The sequence below is a fragment of the Acinetobacter sp. YH16052 genome (genome assembly GCF_013417155.1).
In the GTDB taxonomy this organism is placed as follows: Bacteria; Pseudomonadota; Gammaproteobacteria; order Pseudomonadales; family Moraxellaceae; genus Acinetobacter.
The window spans coordinates 1-20,573 of the sequence record NZ_VPEO01000023.1; the positions used below are offsets into that span (position 1 = coordinate 1).

Below are 20,573 nucleotides of genomic sequence, written 5' to 3' on the forward strand. Positions count from 1 at the left end.
TTGTTCCATTTTAGAGATTTGTTTAAGATAAGATATAACTCATTGAGATGTGTCATAGTATTCGTCGTTAGAAAACAATTATTGTGACATTATTTCAATGAGTTATCTATTTTTGTCGTGTACAGAGAAAATTCTTATACTCGATATGGATAATTATTCTGAAAATTTTTTAGTATTAATTTCTTGTAGATAAGTGAAGATCTCATCTACTGTAGCTCTCGCTGTTCTAGAAACGCCAATTAATGTTGCAGATGCCATACCTGTCCAATCTCCATATCCAACTAACCACAAGTTAGGTAACTTAATAGACCTTCCATTTTGAACTTCTACAAAGTTATCTCGCTCTACTATATCTATACTTTTTAGATGATTTAATGAAGCCTTAAATCCAGTACACCAAATAATCACATCAATTTTCTCTTTTTTTCCATCTGGCCAAATAACTGCATCTGTAGCTAAAGATTGAAAAGGTGGACGGCTATGTAAGACTCCTCTATTCCTTGCCTCTTTGACACTATCGATCATCACAATATCACCTAGGCCACCTATTGGCTGGTCAACTTTTCTTCCTTCTTGTTGTACTTTTAAACGCTCAGTTGCTCTTAAAAACAGTACTCGACCATCGACATCATCAGGTAAAAATTGAGGCGGAGTTTTTGTGACCCAAATGGTTTCAGCAACTTGTGAAACCTCAGCGAGTATTTGCGCGCCCGAATTCCCCCCACCCACCACGATGACTTTCTTATCTTTAAATGAATCTGCATTCAGGTAATGGGCTGAATGTAACTGCGTGCCTTGAAAGTTTTCCTGTCCCGGATAATCAGGAATAAACGGCTGGCGCCATGTCCCTGTTGCACTGACCACCACCTTGGCTCGCCAAAACTTTTCTCCAGCATATACGTCTAAATACTTTCCCTTCGATTCCACACGATCGACATGTACTGGACGAACAATCGAAAATTGATATCTCTGTTCATAAGCCGATAAATACTGGATCACCTCATTTCGTGTTGGATAGGTCTGTTCAGTGATGGGCATCATCCAACCGGATAGAGAACTCCAGGTATTAGGAGAAAAAAGACGCAATGACTCCCAGGTATGCAGCCAGGCACCCCCCGCTTGATTTTGCTCATCCAATATAATGAATGGGATTTTCTTGCGCTTTGAAAAATAAGCGGTAGATAAAGCGGCCTGCCCACCACCGATAATGATCACATCAGTTTCAGTCTGTTTCTGGTTCAAAGCCTTCACCTTTTCCTTATTTATCTCTGACTTCTTTAATGTAAAAACCCAATCATGAAGACTGGGTTTTTACAATATTCATTGTACCTTTAACAGCACTTCATCGGTACAGCATAAAAGTGTTACTGACCTGGCAATGAGGCGCAGTATTTAATACCATCCAGCATTTATAAACTGCGCTGATTTACACGCTTGGACAACTCTTCAGCCGATTCCTTGCGTTCAGAATAACGATCTGTCAGGTATTTGCTTTGTCCACGAGTCAGTAGGGTGAACTTAAATAACTCTTCCATCACATCCACAATCCGGTCATAGAAAGCCGAAGGTTTCATTCGTCCATCTTCTTCAAACTCCAAAAAAGCTTTTGGAACTGAAGACTGATTTGGAATGGTGATCATCCGCATCCACCGCCCCAAAATACGCATCTGGTTCAGGCTGTTAAATGACTGTGATCCGCCACTGACTTGCATCAAGGCAAGAGTTTTACCTTGGGTAGCACGGATTGCCCCTCCTGCCAGTGGAATCCAGTCGATTTGAGATTTAAAGATTGAACTCATAGAACCATGGCGTTCAGGTGAACACCAGACCATGCCTTCTGACCATGCTAAAAGCTCATGCAGTTCTTTTACTTTTGGATGCTCAGTATCCGCATCTTCTGGTAAAGGAAGCCCTTTAGGATGAAAGATTTTTATTTCCGCCCCAAAATGCTCAAGGATTCGACCGGCTTCAAGAACTGCAAGGCGACTGTAAGAACGTTCTCGATTAGAGCCATACAGCAGCAAAATTCGCGGAGGATGAGCAAGTTCTTTGGCTTGAACTTTTTCAAAGGTGGGTTGCTCAAGAAGATTTAGATCTACATTTGGGAGATTCATAGAGTTAGGCCTCTTTAAAAACTTTCTTTCTCAGCCAGAGTGAAACACTCACCAAGGCAATCAACACAGGAACTTCGACCAGTGGGCCAATAATCGTGGTAAAAGCAACAGGCGAAGCGATACCAAAAGTTGCAATCGCTACTGCAAGTGATAATTCAAAATTATTCCCCGCTGCGGTAAATGCAATTGCTGTGGTCTTAGGATAGTCATTGCCCATCCATTTACTCATAAAGAAGCTGATGAAGAACATTAAAACGAAGTAAATGGTTAAAGGAATCGCGATGCGTAAAACTTCAAGCGGAAGACTCACGACATCACCGCCTTTTAGGCTAAACATGGCCAGAATGGTGAACAGCAAAGCCATTAAACTCAGCGGACTGATTTTCGGAATGAACTTGGTTTCATACCATTCCACGCCTTTCTGTTTCACCAAAATCCATCGCGTTAAGAAACCTAATAAGAACGGAATACCAAGATAAACCAGAACAGCATGGGTGATGGTCCAGAAATCGACATTAATGACCTGCGAAGCGACACCAAAATAGGGTGGAAGGAAGGTCAGGAATAACCAGGCATAGGTACTGAAAAATAGAATCTGGAAGATGCTGTTAAAGGCAACTAATGCTGCAACATATTGATTATCACCACAGGCCAAGCCATTCCACACCAGAACCATGGCAATACATCGAGCAAGACCAATCAGGATGACACCGGTCATATATTCTGGATAACTATGTAAAAATATGATTGCCAGGGCAAACATGAGTACTGGCGCGATCAGCCAGTTTTGTACTAAGGACAAAGTAAGGGTTTTCTTATCCTTAAACACTTGTGGCAAAGTCGCATAGTTCACTTTTGCCAGTGGTGGATACATCATTAGAATAAGACCAATCGCGATTGGAATATTCACTGAATCAATGCTTAATTTATCGAGTGCGACAGAAGCCTGAGGAAAGAAGTTTCCGATGGCAATGCCTAAGGCCATGGCAATAAAAATCCATAGCGTCAGGTTGCGATCTAAAAAAGATAAGCGTTTTTCAGACATTTCACTTACTCAACGTTCGAAATTTGATTAATTGCTGCAATCAATTCTGAGCGAGATAGTTTATCTACATTAAGTTTAAATAAAGCATCTAAGCGACGATTGATATGTTCAACAGTGCTCATAAAGGCTTTCATTTTTTCTTCTTTATTCACGTCTAAGTGTGAAGGATCAGCCAAGCCCCAATGTGCCTTGATTGCTCCACCCAAATAAAGTGGACATGCTTCTTGAGCAGCAGAATCACATACTGTGATCACAACATCAGGTTGATATTGTTCACAATCATTAATCGTTTTACTCCATAAACCTTCGGTAGATAATCCTAAGTTTTCAAGGGTTTCTAAAGTTAGCGGGTGAACTTGACCTGAAGGCTTACTCCCAGCGCTATAGGCTTTCCAACCTTCTGGTGCTCGGCTATTAAACAAAACTTCAGACAAAATGCTACGGCAGCTATTTCCAGTACATAAAAATAAAAATTTCATTGAATTACTCACAATAACTATTTACAGAAAGGGGGTGTTGATCATCCAGCTTTGATTGAGATTGAACCGTCTTCAAAATATCTAAAATTTCATAACACCAGTTGGCCAATTTTGGATTGATACTGTAGTAAACCCATTGGCCTTGTCTGCGATCTTGAAGTAGCCCTGAAGCACGTAAAAGGGCTAAATGTCTTGAAATTTTCGGTTGACTGAGTTGTAGTTTTTCAGTCAAATCACATACACATAGTTCTTTATTTTCAACAATTAATGTCACTATATTGAGACGTGTTTCATCTGATAAGCATTTAAAAAAATTAACTTGATCCATATAAATCTCCTTCACATTCTTTCCATTCAAGAGATGAGAAAGTACTATTTAATTCTTTGGCCATTTTCATCAATAATTTTTTCACCATCTTCTTTGCTAAATGCGCCTTTCTGAGGAAACGGGAGAATATCCAAAACAACTTCAGAAGGACGACACAAACGTGTACCTAAATCCGTAACAACGAATGGGCGGTTAATCAAAATAGGATGTTGAAGCATAAAATTTAAAAGCTGTTCATCAGACCAATCTTCCCGAACAATTTCTAAATCAGAATATGGAGGTACATTTTTACGAATTGCTTCTCTAACACTTAAACCAGCACTACGAATAAGTTCAATTAATTCTGCTTTCGAAGGTGGGGTAATTAGATATTCAATAACGATTGGTTCAATTCCTGCATTTTGAATTAAAGCTAAGGTATTCCTTGATGTACCACACTCAGGATTGTGATAAATCTTTATGGTCGAGAACATTTTGACTAACACTGCTATTAGAAACTCAGATATACTTATATACGTATTTCCACATATATGTAAATACGTATATTGATTTTATTTAAATTACTTAATGTCAATAAATGTATATATATTCTTGCAAATTCTTATGAGTGAGAAAAAACTCGTTATTTAAATATGTAAATTTAGAGTATGCTTCAATCTGACGGCTGCGAACCGCCAGGGACAGGCGCAATGTCAGATTCTGTCGCGGCCTTGGCGCGTGCCTGGAAGCGTTCATAGCAATCCAGCCCGCAGAAATGTTCGACGTATTCCGCGCCTTCCGGGGTGAAGGCGGCATCGAGCGGAATTTCTTTGCAGCATACGCAGCAGGTGGTGCAACTGGCAGTGTTCGGGGCGTTTGCGTTCATGGTGGTACTCCTCCAGATTGGTAGCGAAGCTCAAAGCTGCCCACTCTCGGCTGGCTGGGAAGCGGTCATGATCTTCCCTTGAAGGCCCGCAGCAGCCGCGTCACAGACAGGACAAACAAGCCGGTCAGCGTGAGGGCTGCAATACCCCAGTGCTCCCCGATGAACGCGCCGGCCGTCGTGCCGGCTAGCACAATGGCGAGAATCGGCAAATGGCAGGGACAGGTGAGCACGGCCAGCGCGCCCCACAAGTAGCCGGTGATCGGTTTGTGCGTCTCAGACGGCAAGTGCTCTGGGCTGTTCATGGCAGACTCTCCGCGTGCTGTGCCGGTTCGGTTGGCATGGCGGCCAGTTGCATTTCGAGGCTGGCCAGGGCCTCGCGCCGACGCTCGACGAGTTGCCGCAACACGGCAAGCTGCGCAGACGCACCGTCACCGTCCGCAGCATCCAGCGCCCGGCACAGCCGCGCCAGTGCGTCCAGGCCGATACCCGCTTCGAAGGCAGCCCGTACAAAGCGCAGCCGTTGCAACGCGGTGTCATCGAACAAGCCGTAGCCGCCCGTGGTGCACGCGACCGGCCGTAGCAATCCGCGCAGCAGGTAGTCGCGCACGATATGCACGCTCACCCCGGCATCAAGGGCCAGCCGGGACACTGTGTAGGCGCTCATTGAACACCTCCTTTTCCTCATCCGGCGCAGCACGAAAGCTGCTTCACGTCCTTGCTGAAGGTCTGCGCCGCGAGCTTCAGCCCTTCGACCATGGTCAGGTAGGGGAACAATTGGTCGGCCAGTTCCTGCACGGTCATACGGTTGCGAATGGCGAGCACCGCCGTCTGGATCAGTTCACCCGCTTCCGGGGCCACCGCTTGCACGCCGATGAGCCGTCCGCTACCTTCCTCGATGACCAGCTTGATGAAGCCGCGTGTGTCGAAGTTGGCAAGCGCACGCGGCACGTTGTCCAAGGTCAAGGTGCGACTGTCGGTCTCGATCCCGTCGTGATGTGCTTCCGCCTCGCTGTAGCCCACGGTGGCGACCTGCGGGTCGGTGAATACCACGGCCGGCATTGCGGTCAGGTCCAGGGCCGCATCGCCGCCAGTCATGTTGATCGCAGCACGGGTGCCGGCCGCTGCCGCCACATAGACGAACTGAGGCTGGTCGGTGCAGTCGCCAGCCGCATAAATGTGTGGCGTACTGGTGCGCATGCCCTTGTCGATGACGATGGCCCCCTGCGCATTGGCAGCGACTCCCGCCGCTTCCAATGCCAGGCTGCGCGTGTTCGGTGCCCTGCCAGTGGCGACCAGCAGCTGGTCGGCGCGTATTTCACCGTACCCGGTGGTCAGCACGAATTCGCCGTCCACATGCGCGACCTGGCTGGCTTGCGTGTGTTCCAATACCTTGATCCCTTCGGCACGGAACGCGGCTGTAACGGCCTCGCCGATGGCCGGGTCGTCGCGGAAGAACAGCGTGTTGCGAGCTAGGATCGTGACCTGGCTGCCCAGCCGGGCGAAGGCTTGCGCCAGTTCCAGCGCGACCACCGACGAGCCGATCACGGCTAGGCGTTCGGGAAGGGTGTCGCTGACCAGGGCCTCGGTCGAAGTCCAGTAGGGTGACTCTTTCAGGCCCGGAATCGGCGGCACGGCCGGGCTGGCACCCGTGGCGACTAAGCAGCGGTCGAAAGCTACCACGCGCTCGCCACCATCGTTTAAACGGACGACCAGGCTCTGCTCATCCTTGAAACGCGCCTCACCATGTACAACGGTGATGGCCGGGTTGCCGTCCAGAATGCCTTCGTACTTGGCATGGCGCAGTTCTTCGACGCGCGCCTGCTGCTGGGCCAGTAGTTTGCTGCGGTCAATCGCAGGCACAGTCGCCGCGATACCGCCGTCGAACGGACTTTCCCGACGTAAATGGGCGATGTGGGCGGCGCGAATCATGATCTTGGACGGCACGCAGCCGACGTTGACGCAGGTGCCGCCGATGGTGCCGCGCTCGATCAGCGAGACGTGCGCGCCTTGCTCGACGGCCTTCAGTGCTGCCGCCATTGCCGCGCCACCGCTACCAATGACGACGACCTGCAACGGGCGTTCGTTGCCACTGGGCTTATCAGCGGCCCCTATCCAGCCGCGCATCTTGTCGAGCAGGCCGGCGCGGTTGTCCGTCGGTGGCGCATCGGCAAGCGTTGCCTCGTAGCCCAGTCCGGCCACGGCGGTAGTCAGCGCATCCGATGACGTGCCCGCCTCAATGGCGAGTTGCGCTGTGCCCTTCGGATAGGACACCAGCGCCGATTGCACGCCGGGCACTTTCTCCAAGGCTTCCTTGACGTGAGCCGCGCACGAGTCGCAGGTCATCCCGGTGATTTTCAGGGTGGTCATGTATTTTTCCTTTTCTGTGGTGGCTACGGCTGTTGCCGTCAGCCACGTTGTTCTGGCAATTCACAGCTGTCCGGCCCGCAGCGGCGATGTGCTGGCGAGATGAAATCCCAGACCGACACCCCAACCATCAAGGCCAGGCCGACATAGAGCAGTCCACCGCTCTGCCAGCCGTAAGCCCGCATTAAAAACACCGCTGCCAGCACCAAGATCGGGCCTATCGTGCCGAGCGCCGTGCGTCGCCACTGTCGATGATTGAGCCAAGCGATAGCATTGGCGAGTAACGTGATGCCGGCGAACATCGGCAGCAGGATGCCAATGAATAGCCCCTCGTACTGGCTCAAGAAGCCCAGTCCGATGGCCGCGCCAAAGCTGACGATGGCAGGAAAACAGGCGGCGCAGCCCATCGCGGAAACGACGCTGCCGAGCGCGCCGGTTTTGCCAGCGATGCGCGTGATGAGTCCCATGTGTCGCTCCCGAGTTCGGTTAACGGATCAGCGTTTGAGGCTGGACGGATAGCCCGCGTCCTCGGTCGCCTTGGTCAACTTCTGGACGTTGGTCTTGGCATCGTCGAAGGTGACGACGGCCTGGCGCTTGTCGAAACTTACGTCGGTCTTGCTCACGCCCTCAACCTTGGAAAGCGCGTGCTTGACAGTGATCGGGCAAGAGGCGCAGGTCATGCCAGGCACGGACAGCGTGACGGTCTGAGTGGCGGCGAACACGGGGGCAACGAAAGCGGCGAGAGCGAGGGAGGCAAACAGCTTTTTCATGATGAACTCCTGATTAGTAGAAAAATGGCATGACGTAGGGAAAACCAAGCGCGACCAAGACCAACACGGCGACGAACCAGAAAATGAGCTTGTAGGTGGTGCGCACTTGCGGAATCGCGCACACCTCGCCCGGCTTGCAGGCTGCGGTCGGTCGGACGATGCGCCGCCAGGCAAAGAACAGTGCAACCAGCGCCGCGCCGATGAAGATCGGCCGATACGGCTCCAATACCGTCAGGTTGCCGATCCATGCCCCGCTGAACCCCAAGGCGATCAAAACCAGCGGCCCCAGGCAGCAGGCCGACGCAAGAATGGCGGCCAGCCCACCGGCGAAGAGCGCGCCGCGCCCGTTTTGTGGTTCAGACATACGCTTGTCCTTTCAAATTTGGTTTGGATAGCTTAAGCTTACTTCCGTAGTTATGTACGGAGTCAAGCGATATGCAAATTAATTTTGAGAATCTGACCATTGGCGTTTTTGCCAAGACGGCCGGGGTCAATGTGGAGACCATCCGGTTCTACCAGCGCAAGGGCCTGCTGCCGGAGCCAGACAAGCCCTATGGCAGCATTCGCCGCTATGGCGAGGCGGATGTAACACGAGTGCGGTTCGTGAAATCGGCCCAGCGGCTGGGCTTTAGCCTGGACGAAATCGCCGAGCTACTGCGGCTGGAGGATGGCACCCATTGCGAGGAAGCCAGCGGCCTGGCCGAGCACAAGCTCAAGGATGTGCGCGAGAAGATGGCCGACTTGGCACGCATGGAGGCCGTGCTGTCTGAACTGGTGTGCGCCTGCCATGCGCGGAAAGGGAACGTTTCCTGCCCGCTGATTGCGTCACTGCAAGACGGAACGAAGCTCGCTGCATCGGCGCGGGGGAGTCACGGGGTGACTACGCCTTAGCGTGCTTTATTTTCCGAATTCTGAGACGACCCCTAGATGCCTGGTCAAGACTGCATACTTGCAGTTTTGACGGCACTGTTGCAAATAGGGATCTGAGTCAATGATTTTCCCTTCAAAAAAGCTTAGAGACCGAAAACTCTATTTACTAGCCAAACTTCTCCTAGAATATTACCGTTATAAAATAATGAAGCTTGTCCTTTGCGTAGAGCACGCATAACCTCAATTCCTTTAATTGTGGCATAAGCCGTTTTCATAGACTTGAATCCCAACGTAGCCTTGATGATCCGTTTGAGCTTGCCATGATCACATTCAATCACGTTATTCTTGTATTTAATCTGTCGATGGTCCAGGTCTTCAGGACACTTTCCTTCCTGTTTTAGTCGCGACAAAGCACGGCCATAGGTATGAGCCTTATCAGTGTTTATGACTCGTGGAATCTGCCATTTTTTGACATGATTCAAAATCTTACCAAGAAAACAATAAGCTGAATGGGTATTTCGTCTAGCAGAAAGATAGAAATCAAGAGTATGGCCACGTTGGTCAACTGCACGGTATAGATATGCCCATTTGCCATTCACTTTTACGTAAGTTTCATCCAGATGCCATAAATGTCGATCTGTAGGATTACGCCAATACCAACGTAAACGTTTTTCCATTTCTGGAGCATAACGCTGAACCCAGCGATAAATTGTGGTGTGATCAACATTCACTCCACGTTCAGCGAGCATTTCCTGAAGTTCACGATAGCTGATGCCATATTTACAATACCAACGAACAGCCCAAAGAATGATTTCACCTTGAAAGTGCCGACCGTGGAAGGGATTCATCTGCTGTATCTCGAAATAAATAAGATATTTAGCTTATCATGTCAGCCTATTTGCAACAGTGCCACCGTGCTTCAGGTAAAAATACCGACCGACCGAAATTTCAGGAAATGTTGAATTATGTCCGGGAAGGAGACCGGATGATAGTACATTCCATGGATCGTTTTGCGCGAAGCTTAAAAGATTTGGTGACTGAAGTGGATAAACTGGTCAAACGAGGGATTGCCATCCAGTTTGTAAAAGAAAATATTACTTTTACGGCCCAATCCACCCCGATGGATAATTTGATGCTGCAACTGATGGGTGCTTTTGCACAGTTTGAACGTGAGATCATTTTAGAGCGGCAAAAGGAAGGAATTAAACTTGCCTCTTCTCAAGGGAAGTACAAAGGCCGGGTACATAAATTGAAACCTGATCAGGCTGAAGCTTTGCGACAAGACTGGAAGGAAGGGAAGTACCCTTCAAAAATGGCATTAGGCCAGGTATTTGGAATTAGTCGCCAAGCGGTATATCGGTATTTAAAAGCCGGGAAATAACTCAATTGAAATTGGCGACTATATTTAGTTTAGCTTATGAAAATCGTGAAACGTTGATTAAATAATAAGTGCAGAAAGCAAAGAGTTACTAATTTTATACAATATAAGTTTTTGATTTATAATTAATTAACTCGATTGCAATCTAGCTTTTTCAGCAACGATTTATCTTTTTTAAAATAGTATTAATTTATTTTTTTGAGAACAAACCTTAACAAAATTACAAGTTTGTAATTTTGTCGTCATTCGGATGTATATATTTACTCATTATTATAAGTAAAGATTTTTTTGGTCCAAGATATGATTAGATTCAATAATATGTACATGAAGATTATTTTAGTTATTTTTACTATAGTTTTTTCAACCAGTAGTTTTGCTGATGGGGGACTCCGTTTCTTAGAGAAAAATTTAGAAATAATTAACAAATAATTAACATAGTAATTTAAATTAAAAAGTGATTTATCAGGTGAATTTTAACTATATAAATAATTTATTTAATTTAATAAACCTTTCATAAATCATTTTTTGCTCAGTTCTATGTTGTAAATTCCAGCAATTATCATAGCCACGCGGCTGTTACTGAAGAGAATAGTAAGAAGCTAATATTTACTGTAGGTTTGACCACTACGTTTTAATCGTAGAAATTATAACCGTTTTTATTACTCAAAGTTTAACTTTTGTGATTATCTAAAAACACATAGCGGTCGAATGGCCATATTAACTGACTTAAAATCAGTCGCATACTTTAATGTAGCGGTTCTGATAGCACAAAAGTTCGCAGCATGAAAACGGAACCGGCATAATTGATTTATAGTGAACCCATACACTAAGCATAATGATTTAGAGGACGATAATCCCAATGAAAAAATTCCTTTTAGGAGCTGTTGCCGCATCTGTTTTGGCCTTTTCAGGCAATGCTATGGCCAATTTTGTGGCAGGTCAGGACTATCAGGTGGTTGCAAAACCAGTCAAAGTCGAAAAACCGGGCAGAATTGAGGTACGTGAATTCTTCTGGTACGGCTGTGGTCACTGTTTCTCGCTTGAACCACATATGCAGGGCTGGTTTAAAAAATTACCAAAAGATGTACGTTTTGTACGTACGCCGGCTGCAATGAATCCACTCTGGGAGCAGGCAGCGCGTGCTTATTATGTGTCTGAAGCATTGGGTGTGCGTCAAAAAGCACATTTACAATTATTCCATGATATTCATGATAAGCAACGTCCAATTTTAGAACAGGCGCAATTGGCCAAGTTCTATACCCGCTATGGTATTCCTGAAGCGAAATTTAACAGCACTTATAAATCTTTCCCGATCACTTCGAAAATTGCCCAAGCCAAAAATCTGGCTGCTCAGTATCAGTTAAGTGGTGTTCCGGCAGTGACCGTGAATGGTAAATATATTGTGCAGGGTAATGATGCCAAAGTCATTCAGGTGGTGAATTACCTGATCGAGAAAGAGCGTAAAGCCAAATAAGACGCGATTGATTATCTCTAAAAAAAACCTGCATCGAATCTGCAGGTTTTTTTATTTAAACTGGAGGAATGGTTATTTACGTCCTGACTGCCGGATCTGGTGTTTCTATCGGCGGGCGATACCAGTGTAAAATTCCTCGGAATAAGAGCTGCATCTGCAACACGCTTTGCGCTTTAAAGTAATGAATTTTCCTTTCTATTTCAACACGCAGAATTGCCGAGGCGCCCCGACGCTCTAAAACAAACAAAGGTGGTGTTTCAAAAAGTATGCTGAAAAAAACAATATGGCTTTTGATAAAATAGAGGTATGAAAATAACGCTACAAATCAAATGTCCTACCTGTCTAAGTAACAATATTGGGATAGTTTTATCACAGCATTTCAATGTTGCAAGCAAGTGATCGGTAAGTTTTTTACCGTCGGTATTGAAGGTAACAATTGTAGAATTCGTCATCGAATCAGGCGTGGATTTAGGAGAAGTTGCAACTTTTCTAAAAAGCTCGAAAATCATTTTAAAGCCTTTGATTTGACTTTCTTTTACCTTAATAACGGATTTGTTTAACGCTAGCATACTTTTTGAAACACCACCAAAGTGGTAAGGAATTCCCACTGTTACTCTAACAGAGATTAAGCAGGATCAGCTGTAAATCCACGCTCACTGAGAGTTGCAATGACTTTATCCTGACTCACTGTTGTGTTGATTTCAACGATACGGTTTTGTAAATCAATATCGAGTGAGGCATTCGAGTCGAGCTCTTTAATTGCGGTAGTAATGCCGCGTGCACAACCACCACAAGTCATATTAGCGATGTGAAATTTCATATGTTGCTCCTTTTTAACAAAACATTTGTTTAAAACATTAGAACAGTAACTCTAAACTTTCACCATACAACCAGCCTTTTTCTGAATCAGTTACTCGCTGTAACTTGGTCTGTTTATAACCTTACAGTTTTCTTCAGAGTATTCCAAAGAAGAGTGTTCTAATGACTACAGTAAAAGTACTTAACCAACATTAATGTGACTTTAAAATGACATTTTTGTCATCTACGATCACTCTGAAATTTATAAGATTAGTTATTTCAATCAATGGTAGTGAACTGAATAGATGAGACCGTTATGGGTTGAAGATAAGCTAAAAACCGGTGACTACCTTTATGTATAATGCCTCATGATGCGATTTTACTGTTCTGATTGTCGTAAGTTGACAGTCCAGTAGAAACTTTATTGCTCAGCTACAAAAGATAAATGCAGTAATGTTAAATTTCCTCAATTCCCTTATTTTGAAATTCTCTTATTCAATACCCACGACAGTGGTTATATAGCCTGTTGTTAATAGAATTGATAGACCTAATAACATCTCAAATAAAATGGCATGACTAAGGTGTTTAGCGAATTTAGGATGTTGAAGACGCGGGGTGAAATACCATTTGTTGAAGGCAGCTAAAAGTAGAATACTTATAACAAAAAACATTTTAACCATGAAACCATAGCCATATGCAGTATTGATTAAGGTATTAAAATCTTTAATTAAAAGAAGAGCTACACTAGCGCCACAGGCGATTAATATCCCAACAATGAAAGCAGCAATACGTCCAAATACATGCATGCGATCTTTTAAAGGTAAACCACTTATTTCCCGGCTGGTTTTCCATAACGGATATAAAGACCCCATCCATAACGACATAACTAGAATATGGATTGATAATAAAATTTGAGCAAGTAAGGTTAAATTAGCGACATGTCCGAGCTGGGAAAAACTAAAAATAATCGGGATAAGTAAAATACAAAATATTGAACTTTCAATTATAGAAAACTGACCTTTGTTCCTGTTAACTTTAACCACCATGAGAAGAAGTAAAAGAGCAAAACTAATAGAACGAAGAACGTATATATACCCCGTCGGAGTATTAACCAATATATTAATATACGTGGGGTCCACCATCCCTGTAATACCAGTATTGGCAAAACTACCAATCAGAATAAAAAATCCCAAGGTACTGGAAATTAGGCCTAATCCAGCGCCAATTGTAATATATTTAAGAATCGATTCTTTTAGTTCAAGATATTGTCTAAGTAAAAAATAGCAAAAGGCTCCACCAACGACAAAAGCTACACTTAAATATAAAATAACCTTAGTTAACCAAGTGGCCCACATCCAATATTCAGAAATCATTATTTTTGTCCATTCTAGAACAACATGCCAGCACCTCACTGACATGTTGAAAGGTAATCAATTCTTATTTAGTTGATTTGATAGTGAAACTATATTCACCATTCATGTTGTGACCATCTTTCCCCATTGTTGTCCAGACAACGGTATATTTACCTTTTTTCAGTTTCGGAAGAGCGACATCAAAGGATTTCTTTAAGTCATGAGTAACTTTATATTTTAAAGGAACATCTCTTCGCTGAGCATCCAGTAACTTAATATTCATCAACATAACCTCTGCACCAAAGTTAAGGGTCAAGTTCTTTGGTTGACTAAGGATAGATGCATTTTCCGCAGGAATCGCACTCACTAAACTCACATGAGCGAACGTAGTTGTAGTAGCCACAATCATCGTTGCAGCTACTACAACATTACGTAGAGCAGTCATTTTATTTTGAAATAATTTCATTTACGTTTCCTCTTGATTCGTTAGTTCATTAGAGATGACTTTATAAAATCTATATTTAATGAGACCACATCATCTCCTCTTATATTTCAATTATTAGTGAGAGACAGAAACAGAGCGATGACTTCAAAATTACATTTTTGTCATTTTTAAAATTTAAAATCTTTAACTATTAAAATAATCTTATTGAAAAATAATGATCATTTAACAAACAAATTATGTAGGTGGTTGATTTATGAAATGTAGTAATCATTTTGTCTAAGAAAATAGTAGCTATTTAATTTTTTATATTTTAGTTTAAATATAAACATGTTATGTTTAATTTGATCTAATATAAATTTGTGGGCTAAGCACATGACTCAAACACGTCCAAGAATGACCAAATTATTTGAACAGCTTGGTTTAGCTTCTACTGAAGAAGCAATTGCAAAATTCATAGAGAGCCATCAGCTAGCTGGAGATGTTTTTTTAACACAAGCAATTTTTTGGACTGATGCTCAACGTCATTTTTTAGAAGAAAAACTACACTCTGATGGTGAATGGACGACAGTGATTGATCAATTAAATGAGTCTTTACATGAAAATTCAGTAAAATAATTTTCCGTTAGTATTAAGGATCTACATTCTTCCCTGCATTGAATACAACTCATTCATACAGTAGTACTGTTTTGGAGATGGAATCTCTATTATATAAGTAGTAGATTCCTTACTCTGAAATTTGGATTATAAACCCTAATATTAAAAATAATCTTCTTTACCTTCTATCTAATAAATATACCAATAAGTTTAATAATTAAATTATCCACCCTTTTTTCTATAAAAAACTATTTTGATCAACTGTATTTTTTCTTTAAAGGAATAACAGTGTAAATTACATTAAGAATGTGTCTCTAACTAGCCTTGGAGTCATCTAATCATTTCATTTTTATTTTTTTAAGCACATAAAATCATAACAACTTTAATAGTTTTAAAAGATTAATATTAAATAAAATTTTTGTCATCTCAGCATAGACTATATATTTCGAGAAGATCTCAAAATTACATTTTTGTCATTTTTAAAAATAATTAATTAATAGTGCTAAAATTTTTAAGAGAGACAGAGAATAACCAAAAATTTCATCAGTTTAGTAGTCAAATTCCTAGACTCTGTTCAGTACTAAAACATAGCTTTTACTTCCAAATTATTTAAAGGAAAAAATTATGATGAAATTCAAAAACATTTTTTTGGGCTTATGTATCGCAGCCGCGTCATTGAATACATTTGCACAGCAATCCGATGAACACAAAGATCACCACCCTGAAAAAACAGCACCATCTGCAGTAACAATTAAGCAAACAGTTACCAGCACCACTGCTACAGATAAAATGGCTGCAATGGATCAACACATGAAGGCGATGCAAGCCATGCATGAGAAGATGATGGCTGCAAAAACCCCACAAGAACGTCAGAAACTTATGGCTGAGCACATGAAACTCATGCAAGGAGGTATGAGTATGATGAAACAGATGGGCAGCCAAAGCATGAATGCAAATATGGCTAACCGTCAGCAGATGATGGAAAAACGTATGGACATGATGCAATCCATGATGCAGATGATGATGGACTGTATGCCTCCGTCAGCAACTAAATAGTTACCCATGAATTAGGGGAAAGCACCATGAATCACCAACACCAAGAAAATAATTCAGTACCTAACTTTTGGTCTACACGTTATGCCATTGGTCTAATCGTGCTGGGTGGTATCGCAGCTTATTTTCTATTAACGGAACATTTAGCCCACGTTATCGGTGCTTTGCCTTATTTATTCCTTTTAGCGTGTCCACTGATGCATATTTTTATGCATGGTGGTCATGGGCATAACCACTCGCAGCAAAAAAAATCCGATATATCTGATAACAAAAAATAGCTCTTATCAGGAGATCCATCATGAATCATGCGGAATCGGCTTATGGTTTATGGACGCTGGTTATCATTAACTCAGCAGTTTTTATCATGTTCGCTTTCAGTTTTTTTAGACCTTCCACTGCGCGCGATTGGCGTACATTTGGGGCCTTTTCGGCTTTTATCATTGCTCTATTTGTCGAAATGTATGGTTTTCCTTTAACCATTTACCTGTTATCTGGTTGGCTTCAAACTCGCTTCCCTCAACTTGACTTACTTTCTCATAATGCAGGTCACTTGTGGTCAACGCTATTAGGTGAAAAAGGTGATCCACATTTTGGCATTTTGCATATCGCCAGTTACGTTTTCTTGGGCTATGGATTTTACCTGTTATCAACGTCATGGCACGTGCTGTACAACGCGCAACGTCAGCATTCTTTAGCGATCACAGGCCCTTATGCACGTATACGTCACCCACAATACGTGGCTTTTGTGATGATCTTGCTGGGTTTTTTATTGCAATGGCCAACTTTACTGACACTGATAATGTTTCCAATCCTACTCTTAATGTACAGCCGCTTGGCAATTAAGGAAGAGGCTGAAATGAGTAAACAGTTTGGCGCTGTCTATGACAGCTATGCTCAACAGACTCCGAGATTTATTCCAAAATTCGGCCATAAAACCACTTTACCATAAGAGAATTATTTATGTCAGATCAAAAAAATCATAACCAGGACCATATGGCACAGGCTACAACAGACGTACTGAAAGACCCAGTCTGTGGTATGACCGTCACTGAAGAATCGAAATACCATGAGGAATTTAAGGGGAAAACTTACTTTTTTTGCAGTGATAAATGTCAATCAAAGTTTCATAGCAGCCCGGTGCAATATATCGCTAAACCCGCAACGACGACTGCCGATGCACATACACAGCATCATCAGACTGTTCAACACGTTAATGCGGCAAGCACAACAGGTACGACCATCTATACATGCCCAATGCATCCAGAAATCAGGCAAGATCATCCTGGAAACTGTCCTAAATGCGGAATGACACTGGAGCCACTCATTCCTGAATTAGATGAAGATGAGAATCCGGAGTTACGTGATTTCCGCCGACGCTTCTGGTGGACACTGCCATTGACCATCATCGTGACTTTTTTGGCGATGTTTGGTCATCAAATGAACCTGTTCAATATGGCTGTTCAGAGCTGGATTGAACTGGTGTTGTCACTCCCAATTGTACTTTGGGCAGGTTGGCCATTTTTTTCCCGGGGTTGGCAATCGGTTGTGAATCGCAGCCCGAACATGTGGACGCTGATTGGTTTGGGCACTGGAGCTGCATTTATTTATAGTGTGGTCGCAACCATTGCACCGCAAATCTTCCCAGACTCATTTATTTCCATGGGTCGTGTCGCTGTTTACTTTGAAGCTTCAGCGGTCATCATTTCATTGACCCTACTGGGACAAATATTGGAGTTAAAAGCACGTTCGCAAACTTCTGCTGCAATTAAGTCACTCCTTGGGCTCGCTCCTAAAACAGCTCGCCGAATCCTGCCTGATGGAACTGAAGAAGATGTTCCTCTAACGCATGTCCATGTAGGAGATTTACTCAGAATTCGCCCAGGTGAAAAAGTGCCTGTGGATGGTGTAATCACTGAAGGAAGTAGTTCAGTGGATGAATCGATGCTGACAGGTGAACCTTTACCGATCACTAAACGCATCGGTGATAAAGTCATTGGTGCTACCCTGAATACCAATGGTTCCCTAATCATGCGTTCAGAGAAAATTGGTTCAAGTACCATGTTATCCCAGATCGTACAGATGGTGGCGCAAGCTCAACGATCGAGAGCACCAATGCAACGCATGGCTGATCAGGTTGCAGGTTGGTTTGTCATGGCTGTAGTAGCCATTGCCTTGCTTACCTTCTTTGGATGGGGACTGTTCGGCCCAGAAGAGTCGAGCTGGGTTTATGCATTAATCAATGCTGTGGCAGTACTCATTATTGCCTGTCCTTGTGCACTAGGCTTGGCAACTCCAATGTCTATCATGGTTGCAACGGGTCAAGGTGCTACTCATGGTGTGTTGTTCCGCGATGCAGCAGCCATTGAGAATCTACGCAAGATTGACACACTAATTATCGATAAAACAGGTACGTTAACTGAAGGACGCCCTGTATTCGATCGTGTGGTTGCCGCATCAGGTTTCGATGAATCTGAAGTATTACGTTTAGCCGCCAGTCTTGATCAAGGCAGTGAACACCCGCTAGCCGAAGCGATTGTAAACGCAGCACACGAACGTGGCCTGCCTCTTGAAACACCAGATAATTTTGAATCGGGCTCAGGGATTGGTGTTCGAGGTCAAGTGGGCGATCGTCAGTTAGCTTTGGGCAACACAGCACTGATGGAGCAATTGGGTATCTCGGTACAATCTCTGATTCCGCAAGCCGAAGAGCTGCGTTCGGAAGGTGCAAGTGTAATGCATCTAGCCATCAATGGTGAATTGGCCGGCCTGCTTGCAGTATCCGATCCCATCAAAAAAAGTACCCCTGAAGCACTTGCCACCCTGAAGGAAGCGGGTCTACGTATCGTGATGGCAACAGGAGATGGTCTCACCACTGCCCGTTCAGTCGCATCACGTCTGGGTATTGATGAGGTACATGGTGAAGTTAAACCCGCAGATAAACTCGAACTTGTCAGCAAATTGCAGAAGCAAGGTCGCATCGTGGCAATGGCCGGCGATGGAATCAATGATGCACCAGCACTAGCCAAGGCTGATGTCGGTATCGCTATGGGGACCGGAACTGATGTCGCAATGAATAGTGCTCAAGTTACCTTGGTCAAGGGAGATTTACGCGGTATCGCGGTTGCCCGTTCACTTTCGGAAGCTACTGTTGGCAACATGAAACAGAACCTCATGTTTGCTTTCCTTTATAATGCCTTGGGTATCCCAATAGCAGCTGGCGTACTCTACCCATTTACCGGTTGGTTGTTGTCACCCATGATTGCGGCCTTGGCTATGAGTTTGAGTTCAGCTTCAGTCATCACCAATGCCCTTCGCCTGCGACATAAAAAGCTATGATAGAGAGTCTTTTTCTTCCACCAGATGTATCAGGCCTGATTGCAGCACTTGCCATCGGCCTGCTCATTGGTTTAGAACGAGGATGGAATGATCGTGAACTGCCAGAAGGCAGCCGAGTAGCAGGCCTACGTACCTTCACATTGACAGGATTACTCGGAGGAGTGCTCGGTCATTTACAGCCAAACTTTGGGCCTTGGCCACTAGTCGCAGCCGTATTAGGGCTTTCCCTTTTACTTACGGTATCCTACGCGCGTACCGCAAAACTTTCCGGTAATCTAAGCGCTACCACGACGATCGCGATGCTGTTGACATTAGTTCTAGGTGCATATGCATCCCATGGTAATGTTACTTTAGCATTAACAGCGGCTGTCATCGTGGCTGTATTTTTGGATCTCAAGCCAACCTTACATGGTTGGTTACGCTTGATCGAACATCGTGAATTAACCGCATCCCTGCAGTTACTGGTACTTTCTGTCGTTATATTACCTTACTTACCCAATACGGGTATGGGACCTTTTGCTGCATTAAATCCTTACCAGTTATGGTGGGCAGTGATCCTGATTGCCGGACTCTCTCTGGCAGGTCATTTTGCCATGCGGCTTACCGGTTCAGAAAGAGGCATATTCTGGACAGGTCTATTGGGTGGTTTGGCATCTTCTACAGCTGCAACTGTCGCACTGGCACGCTATACACGCCAGCACCCCGTCATGGTCAGTGCTGCTATTTCTGGAACATTGGCTGCCTGTGGCATCATGTTTTTTCGTATGGTTGTGCTGATAGGCGTCATTGAGCCAGCATTGCTAAGCACTTTTGGTGGTGCAATGATGATTGCGGGAATCCTTCTGCTGGGTATGGCATTGTGGAGACAACGCCAAATTACCAGCGCTGAAAACAACGATCGAACAATAGAAGCAATGGCTCCTTTTGATCTTGGGACAGCATTCAGCTTCGCTGCTTTCCTGGCTGTCATGGCAGTCTTGGTCCCGGCAGCAAAACAATGGTTGGGCACCAGCGGCATCTTCGTATTATCGACTATTTCTGGGCTAGCAGACGTAGATGCTATTTTAGTCTCACTTGCCCGCCTGCATAGTACTGAAGGCTTAACAACAAATGTGGCTGCTGTCGCGCTAGGGCTGGCCACACTGAGCAACATGTTAAGCAAAGCGACAATTGCATGGATGACAGGGGGGGCACAGTTTGGCCGAGCTATCATATTTGGCTACACAATTGCCATGATAGGTGCTGGCGTAGCTCTGGCTCTCAGTTTGAGCTTTATGTAAGGTCAACTCGGGTAAATAGAAGATGTTC

25 protein-coding genes and 4 pseudogenes are annotated in these 20,573 nt (G+C 44.4%); 11 read left to right on the forward strand and 18 right to left on the reverse strand.

Annotation, left to right across the window (positions count from 1 at the left end):
• Positions 1-153: 153 nt before the first annotated feature.
• From FTV42_RS13315 to merT, 13 genes are all read right to left on the reverse strand, one after another.
• Positions 154-1,242, reverse strand: coding sequence for an ArsO family NAD(P)H-dependent flavin-containing monooxygenase (locus FTV42_RS13315; RefSeq protein ID WP_180039034.1), 1,089 nt, complete (start codon positions 1,240-1,242; stop codon positions 154-156).
• 167 nt (positions 1,243-1,409) lie between these two features.
• Positions 1,410-2,114, reverse strand: coding sequence for an arsenical resistance protein ArsH (gene arsH / locus FTV42_RS13320; RefSeq protein ID WP_004644739.1), 705 nt, complete (start codon positions 2,112-2,114; stop codon positions 1,410-1,412).
• Positions 2,115-2,118: 4 nt separating this feature from the next.
• Positions 2,119-3,159 carry an ACR3 family arsenite efflux transporter gene (arsB, locus tag FTV42_RS13325; protein WP_004644740.1) on the reverse strand — a complete coding sequence of 347 codons (1,041 nt, stop codon included), beginning with the start codon at positions 3,157-3,159 and terminating at the stop codon, positions 2,119-2,121.
• 5 nt (positions 3,160-3,164) lie between these two features.
• Positions 3,165-3,638 carry an arsenate reductase ArsC gene (locus tag FTV42_RS13330; RefSeq protein WP_004781073.1) on the reverse strand — a complete coding sequence of 158 codons (474 nt, stop codon included), beginning with the start codon at positions 3,636-3,638 and terminating at the stop codon, positions 3,165-3,167.
• A 4-nt stretch (positions 3,639-3,642) separates the two neighbouring features.
• The gene (locus FTV42_RS13335; RefSeq protein WP_004644742.1) at positions 3,643-3,966 is read right to left on the reverse strand and encodes a metalloregulator ArsR/SmtB family transcription factor; all 324 of its coding nucleotides are present in this window, start codon (positions 3,964-3,966) and stop codon (positions 3,643-3,645) included.
• A gap of 44 nt (positions 3,967-4,010) precedes the next feature.
• A complete protein-coding gene (gene arsC, locus FTV42_RS13340) occupies positions 4,011-4,439 on the reverse strand; it encodes an arsenate reductase (glutaredoxin) (RefSeq protein WP_004733243.1) in 429 nt (142 codons plus the stop codon).
• A gap of 179 nt (positions 4,440-4,618) precedes the next feature.
• Entirely contained in the window at positions 4,619-4,831 is a 213-nt protein-coding gene (locus FTV42_RS13345; protein ID WP_000993245.1) for a DUF3330 domain-containing protein, read from the reverse strand.
• 65 nt (positions 4,832-4,896) lie between these two features.
• On the reverse strand, positions 4,897-5,133 hold the full coding sequence (gene merE / locus FTV42_RS13350) for a broad-spectrum mercury transporter MerE (protein ID WP_001087807.1): 237 nt from the start codon (positions 5,131-5,133) through the stop codon (positions 4,897-4,899).
• Positions 5,130-5,495 carry a mercury resistance co-regulator MerD gene (gene merD, locus FTV42_RS13355; protein ID WP_001277463.1) on the reverse strand — a complete coding sequence of 122 codons (366 nt, stop codon included), beginning with the start codon at positions 5,493-5,495 and terminating at the stop codon, positions 5,130-5,132. Before merD ends, merE begins: the two co-directional genes overlap by 4 nt.
• 17 nt (positions 5,496-5,512) lie before the next feature.
• A complete protein-coding gene (gene merA, locus FTV42_RS13360; RefSeq protein WP_004644736.1) occupies positions 5,513-7,198 on the reverse strand; it encodes a mercury(II) reductase in 1,686 nt (561 codons plus the stop codon).
• Between the two features lie 38 nt (positions 7,199-7,236).
• A complete protein-coding gene (merC, locus tag FTV42_RS13365) occupies positions 7,237-7,662 on the reverse strand; it encodes an organomercurial transporter MerC (protein ID WP_180039035.1) in 426 nt (141 codons plus the stop codon).
• Between the two features lie 27 nt (positions 7,663-7,689).
• Positions 7,690-7,965: a mercury resistance system periplasmic binding protein MerP gene (merP, locus tag FTV42_RS13370; RefSeq protein WP_004178136.1), complete on the reverse strand. Its 276-nt coding sequence runs from the start codon at positions 7,963-7,965 to the stop codon at positions 7,690-7,692.
• A gap of 13 nt (positions 7,966-7,978) precedes the next feature.
• Complete coding sequence (gene merT / locus FTV42_RS13375) at positions 7,979-8,329, reverse strand: mercuric ion transporter MerT (protein WP_001294659.1); 351 nt, start codon at positions 8,327-8,329, stop codon at positions 7,979-7,981.
• Between the two features lie 71 nt (positions 8,330-8,400).
• Between merT and merR the strand changes: the two genes are divergently transcribed.
• Entirely contained in the window at positions 8,401-8,856 is a 456-nt protein-coding gene (gene merR / locus FTV42_RS13380; RefSeq protein ID WP_180039036.1) for an Hg(II)-responsive transcriptional regulator, read from the forward strand.
• A 122-nt stretch (positions 8,857-8,978) separates the two neighbouring features.
• On the opposite strand, the gene FTV42_RS13385 is transcribed toward merR, so the two are convergent.
• A complete protein-coding gene (locus FTV42_RS13385; protein WP_001067793.1) occupies positions 8,979-9,683 on the reverse strand; it encodes an IS6-like element IS1007 family transposase in 705 nt (234 codons plus the stop codon).
• 65 nt (positions 9,684-9,748) lie between these two features.
• Here FTV42_RS13385 and FTV42_RS13390 point away from each other — a divergent pair.
• The 3 genes and pseudogenes from FTV42_RS13390 to FTV42_RS13395 form a co-directional block, all read left to right on the forward strand.
• Positions 9,749-10,216: pseudogene (locus FTV42_RS13390) on the forward strand (recombinase family protein); the annotation flags it as partial.
• Positions 10,217-10,773: 557 nt separating this feature from the next.
• Positions 10,774-10,895: pseudogene (locus FTV42_RS17840) on the forward strand (cation transporter); the annotation flags it as partial.
• 177 nt (positions 10,896-11,072) lie between these two features.
• Positions 11,073-11,687, forward strand: coding sequence for a thiol:disulfide interchange protein DsbA/DsbL (locus FTV42_RS13395; RefSeq protein WP_180039037.1), 615 nt, complete (start codon positions 11,073-11,075; stop codon positions 11,685-11,687).
• A gap of 76 nt (positions 11,688-11,763) precedes the next feature.
• Here FTV42_RS13395 and FTV42_RS17845 read toward each other — a convergent pair.
• Positions 11,764-11,865 (reverse strand): annotated as a pseudogene (locus FTV42_RS17845) (TetR family transcriptional regulator); the annotation flags it as partial.
• A gap of 175 nt (positions 11,866-12,040) precedes the next feature.
• On the opposite strand from FTV42_RS17845, the pseudogene FTV42_RS13400 reads away from it, so the two are divergent.
• Positions 12,041-12,247 (forward strand): annotated as a pseudogene (locus FTV42_RS13400) (IS1 family transposase); the annotation flags it as partial.
• Positions 12,248-12,312: 65 nt separating this feature from the next.
• On the opposite strand, the gene FTV42_RS13405 reads toward FTV42_RS13400, so the two are convergent.
• From FTV42_RS13405 to FTV42_RS13415, 3 genes are all read right to left on the reverse strand, one after another.
• Positions 12,313-12,507 (reverse strand): heavy-metal-associated domain-containing protein, encoded by a 195-nt coding sequence (locus tag FTV42_RS13405; protein WP_004733233.1) that lies wholly within the window; start codon positions 12,505-12,507, stop codon positions 12,313-12,315.
• Between the two features lie 469 nt (positions 12,508-12,976).
• Positions 12,977-13,858, reverse strand: a complete 882-nt coding sequence (locus tag FTV42_RS13410) for a copper resistance D family protein (protein ID WP_005220177.1) — start codon at positions 13,856-13,858, stop codon at positions 12,977-12,979.
• A gap of 64 nt (positions 13,859-13,922) precedes the next feature.
• Positions 13,923-14,303 carry a copper resistance protein CopC gene (locus FTV42_RS13415; RefSeq protein ID WP_004681441.1) on the reverse strand — a complete coding sequence of 127 codons (381 nt, stop codon included), beginning with the start codon at positions 14,301-14,303 and terminating at the stop codon, positions 13,923-13,925.
• Positions 14,304-14,654: 351 nt separating this feature from the next.
• Between FTV42_RS13415 and FTV42_RS13420 the strand changes: the two genes are divergently transcribed.
• From FTV42_RS13420 to FTV42_RS13445, 6 genes are all read left to right on the forward strand, one after another.
• Positions 14,655-14,897: a DUF2789 family protein gene (locus FTV42_RS13420; protein ID WP_004281876.1), complete on the forward strand. Its 243-nt coding sequence runs from the start codon at positions 14,655-14,657 to the stop codon at positions 14,895-14,897.
• Between the two features lie 603 nt (positions 14,898-15,500).
• Positions 15,501-15,932, forward strand: a complete 432-nt coding sequence (locus tag FTV42_RS13425; protein WP_034706024.1) for a hypothetical protein — start codon at positions 15,501-15,503, stop codon at positions 15,930-15,932.
• Between the two features lie 26 nt (positions 15,933-15,958).
• Positions 15,959-16,207 (forward strand): DUF2933 domain-containing protein, encoded by a 249-nt coding sequence (locus FTV42_RS13430; protein ID WP_004695740.1) that lies wholly within the window; start codon positions 15,959-15,961, stop codon positions 16,205-16,207.
• Between the two features lie 20 nt (positions 16,208-16,227).
• Entirely contained in the window at positions 16,228-16,878 is a 651-nt protein-coding gene (locus tag FTV42_RS13435; protein ID WP_004281871.1) for an isoprenylcysteine carboxylmethyltransferase family protein, read from the forward strand.
• A gap of 11 nt (positions 16,879-16,889) precedes the next feature.
• Positions 16,890-19,265, forward strand: a complete 2,376-nt coding sequence (locus tag FTV42_RS13440; protein WP_180039038.1) for a heavy metal translocating P-type ATPase — start codon at positions 16,890-16,892, stop codon at positions 19,263-19,265.
• Positions 19,262-20,545 carry an MgtC/SapB family protein gene (locus FTV42_RS13445; RefSeq protein WP_180039039.1) on the forward strand — a complete coding sequence of 428 codons (1,284 nt, stop codon included), beginning with the start codon at positions 19,262-19,264 and terminating at the stop codon, positions 20,543-20,545. Before FTV42_RS13440 ends, FTV42_RS13445 begins: the two co-directional genes overlap by 4 nt.
• The last annotated feature ends 28 nt before the right edge of the window (positions 20,546-20,573 follow it).